Source organism: Microcystis sp. M44BS1 (genome assembly GCF_020244875.1).
In the GTDB taxonomy this organism is placed as follows: Bacteria; Cyanobacteriota; Cyanobacteriia; order Cyanobacteriales; family Microcystaceae; genus Microcystis; species Microcystis panniformis.
In genome coordinates, this window is sequence record NZ_JADBVM010000020.1 from 1 (window position 1) to 3370 (window position 3370).

Annotated in this window: 1 protein-coding gene and 3 pseudogenes; 2 read left to right on the plus strand and 2 right to left on the minus strand. The window is 39.9% G+C overall.

Features of this window, described 5'->3' with window-relative positions:
- Window positions 1-563 (plus strand): annotated as a pseudogene (locus IM515_RS00880) (IS1 family transposase); the annotation flags it as partial.
- 519 nt (window positions 564-1082) lie between these two features.
- Here the strand turns inward: IM515_RS00880 and IM515_RS00885 are convergent.
- Window positions 1083-1928 (minus strand): annotated as a pseudogene (locus tag IM515_RS00885) (IS5 family transposase).
- Window positions 1929-2251: 323 nt separating this feature from the next.
- On the opposite strand from IM515_RS00885, the gene IM515_RS00890 reads away from it, so the two are divergent.
- Entirely contained in the window at window positions 2252-2878 is a 627-nt protein-coding gene (locus tag IM515_RS00890) for a TetR/AcrR family transcriptional regulator (RefSeq protein ID WP_002747032.1), read from the plus strand.
- 155 nt (window positions 2879-3033) lie between these two features.
- Here the strand turns inward: IM515_RS00890 and IM515_RS00895 are convergent.
- A pseudogene (locus IM515_RS00895) lies at window positions 3034-3370 on the minus strand (IS4 family transposase); the annotation flags it as partial.

The following is a 3370-nucleotide window of genomic DNA, read 5'->3' on the forward strand; positions in this document are numbered from 1 at the left end:
ATTGCTAGAGTAACAGGGGTAAGTTGGTCATGGTTACAAAATTATGTCAACAATAAACTGGCGGCTGTCCCCCGTCAAATAAAGGTTTCGGACAAACCAAAAGGTAAATTGGTTATAGAATGTGATGAAATGTGGTCTTTGGTTTTTTGTAAGACGATAAAGGTCTATATTTGGCGGTTAATTGATAGAAAGACAAGAGAAATTATTGGTTGCTATGCGCGGAGATAGGAGTCGTCAATCAGCCAAAAAACTTTGGGTCCAGTTTACCCGGTGTTTACCGACAATGTGCAGTTGCTTACACAGACTTTTGGGAGTCCTATAAGACAGTAATTCCTAGTAAACGTCATCGACCAGTCGGAAAAGAAACTGGTCAAACCAATCCTATTGAAAGATTAAATAATACCTTTCGACAAAGGATTTCTCGGCTGGTGAGAGACAGTCTATCTTTCTCTAAAAAAAATGGAGAATCACGTTGGGGAACCCTTTGGTATTTTATCCATGACTACAATGCACAGCAAAGCAAAGGATTAAGCCGCCATCACTACTACCGAATCACCACCTAAAGGGGATGGCTATTCCTAGGGTATAGGCAAGGGGGATGAGGAAATTATTTTTTTCCCCGCGGTTGGTTGAGTCTAGAAAGTTTTTCATTATTCTCGAAGTCGTTGAGCTTTTCTGGTTCGGTATATTTTCAGAGAATTTTGGCGGTTTCCAGGAGATATTTCTCTAGTTGGGCTTTTTCTTGCAGGGGTATCCCTAGCATAGCTTTTTTCCTTGTATTTCTTTCTATTTTCTCACAACTTCGTCAATGAGTAATTATACTCATGCCTGAGTGGGATGCGGCCTGTAGTTTTCCATGATAGTTTAGAGACAGTAAAAAATGGTGGAAAATACTGGTTATAGCCTTGCACTGACGATGTTTTTCAGCAGTCCAGAGTAAGGTTTGATTGATAGGGGAGCAAGTGTCAACGTTTTGCCCTAGCATTTGGAGCTAGAACTAGGCTTTATCTGGGAGAATGAAAATCTTTGGGTTATTTTGGCTGGAAACTTAGCCCATTGTCAAGAGACCTCCTGCAAAAGTCTTATTCAGCTACTTGATGATAGCCTAAAGCAAGTTCATAGTTGTAAATGCCAGCGATTAAATTAAATCTCAGACCAAAACGCCGTCTCCGATTCCTATATCTTGATGATAAAATTCTAAATATCTTCAGACTTCTGTGAATATGTTCGATAATAATTCTTTCTCTTGATAACTGGCGATTAAATTCTTTCTCTTCTGAACTTAATTCTTGATTTTTCTTCTTTTTGTCAGGAATCCTACTATTTTCATGCTGTTTTTGGATTCCTTGATAGCCCTTATCTGCTAAACATTCAATACTTTTATCTATCCCAATTTGACTATTTTTCCAAAGGTTAAAGTCATGTATTCTTCCCTTTCCATGAGCGGTACAGATTATCATTCCTGTTTTTTGAGCCGCAAGAACTTGAGATTTTATTGTATGATAGCCCTGTTTCCCGCTATAGTAATCTTTCTGCTTCTTTTGAGGTCTTTCTATCTCAGGCTCTGCTACATCTACTACCACTACCTCTAGGTCACTATTGGCTTGTTGAACTGTCTTTTTACCTGGCAGATTAAATAATCCTGATTTCATGAGAATACCTTCTACCCTTCTAGTGATTCCTAGGGCTGTTGTCTCATTAATCTCCCAGTTAATTGCGAGATGGAAATAAGTCCTATATTCCCGCAAATACTCTAAGGTCATCAAGATTTGGTCTTCTCAACTTAATTTACTTGGTCTTCCCGATTTTTTTGGCAGAACTTTTTCGGCGGCCAGAACTTTCACCATATCCTTAAATGTTTCAGGATATACTCCACAAAAGCGTTTAAACTCTTCTGGATTCAAATTTTTTACTTTTTCGTAAGTCATTGTTTTTCTGAGTGTTTTACTTTATTTTACATAATCAGTTCCTATTTTGGCTCTTCTCGACTTTGTGTGATAATTTTTGCTTATGGAATCGTGAAATGCTTATCGGGCAAGACTTTTAGGGCTATTTTGCGGATATTCTATCAGTATAGACCTCGTTTCCACACAGAAACCAGAAGAGCCCTATTTTTGCAGGAGGTCTAAGCTCGTGCGCTCGTTGTTAAAGGCCAAGTTACTCCAATTACTCAAAATTTTATGAAGCATTTGAGTAAACACCTAACTTGATCGATGACAATGGCTCTATCCCGTTCTAGCTGTCAATAATTATGCAAAGTCTTTTTCAACGTTCCCTAACTGAGACCAATTCTGGGGAAGAAGATACCCGTAGTCGTATTCTACAGGCCGCTTTACGTTTATTTGCCGCTAAGGGTTATGAAGGAACCACGACCAAAGACCTAGCAGGAAAAGCAAATGTGGCAGAAGGAACTTTATTTCGTTATTTTCCCAACAAAAAGGCGATTTTAATCGAAGTGGCCACTAGGGGATGGGTGGATATTCTCACCGACTTGCTGACGGAATTGAGCGAAATGGGCAGTTATAAAGCGGTAGCGCAGGTGATGCGACGTAGGGTGTTGAGAATGCGAGAAAATAGCGATTTATTGCGAGTTTGTTTTATAGAGGCACAATTTCACCCCGAATTAAAAGAGCGGATTCAATCGGAGGTAATTGCTAAAATGACCGATGTGGCCGAGGCTTTTTTTCAAACAGCGATCGATCGTGGTATCTATCGTCCCATGAATCCGAAAATTGTGGCCCAGGTTTTTCTAGGAATGTTTGCAATTGCTGGTTTTTCCAGTGAAACTATTTTAGATAGCAATGCTTCCCCCTTAGCTTTACAAGAAATGGCCGAAGGTATTGCCGAAATTTTTCTGAATGGAGTGTTAGTTAAGTAGTCGTGCAAAATTAATTTCCTAGTCGAGACTCCGAGACTCCGAGACAGCTAATCTAAGGATAGGCGGTTAAAATCCGTTTTAGCTTACTTAAGTAGCTGGTTATAATTAAATTAAAATGGATTTTAGGTTCGATCCCCCCTGCCCCCCTTATTAAGCTATCCATTAGTCACATCTTTCTTAACATAAAATTTGACAAAAAGAGAAAAGTGTGCAAGATGGCTCAAGGGGGTTCTATGGGGGGGACCAATTTGATGAGATAGTTTCCAAGTCTGGCTGATATCATGTTACCTTCCCAGTCCCAACCAAATAGTTTTAACACCTGGTTCACCGTCGCCTTTTCTACCTAAAAACCCCCCAAGAGAAGCAATCATTCTGACCGCTTCCGGCCAAGGAGGGCGGCTTTTCAGGTGGCGGACTCTTTTTATGAATAGTGGCACACAAAGATGGCCATTCATGTTCTTCCAAAAAACTTTCACAACTCTCCTCTCCGTG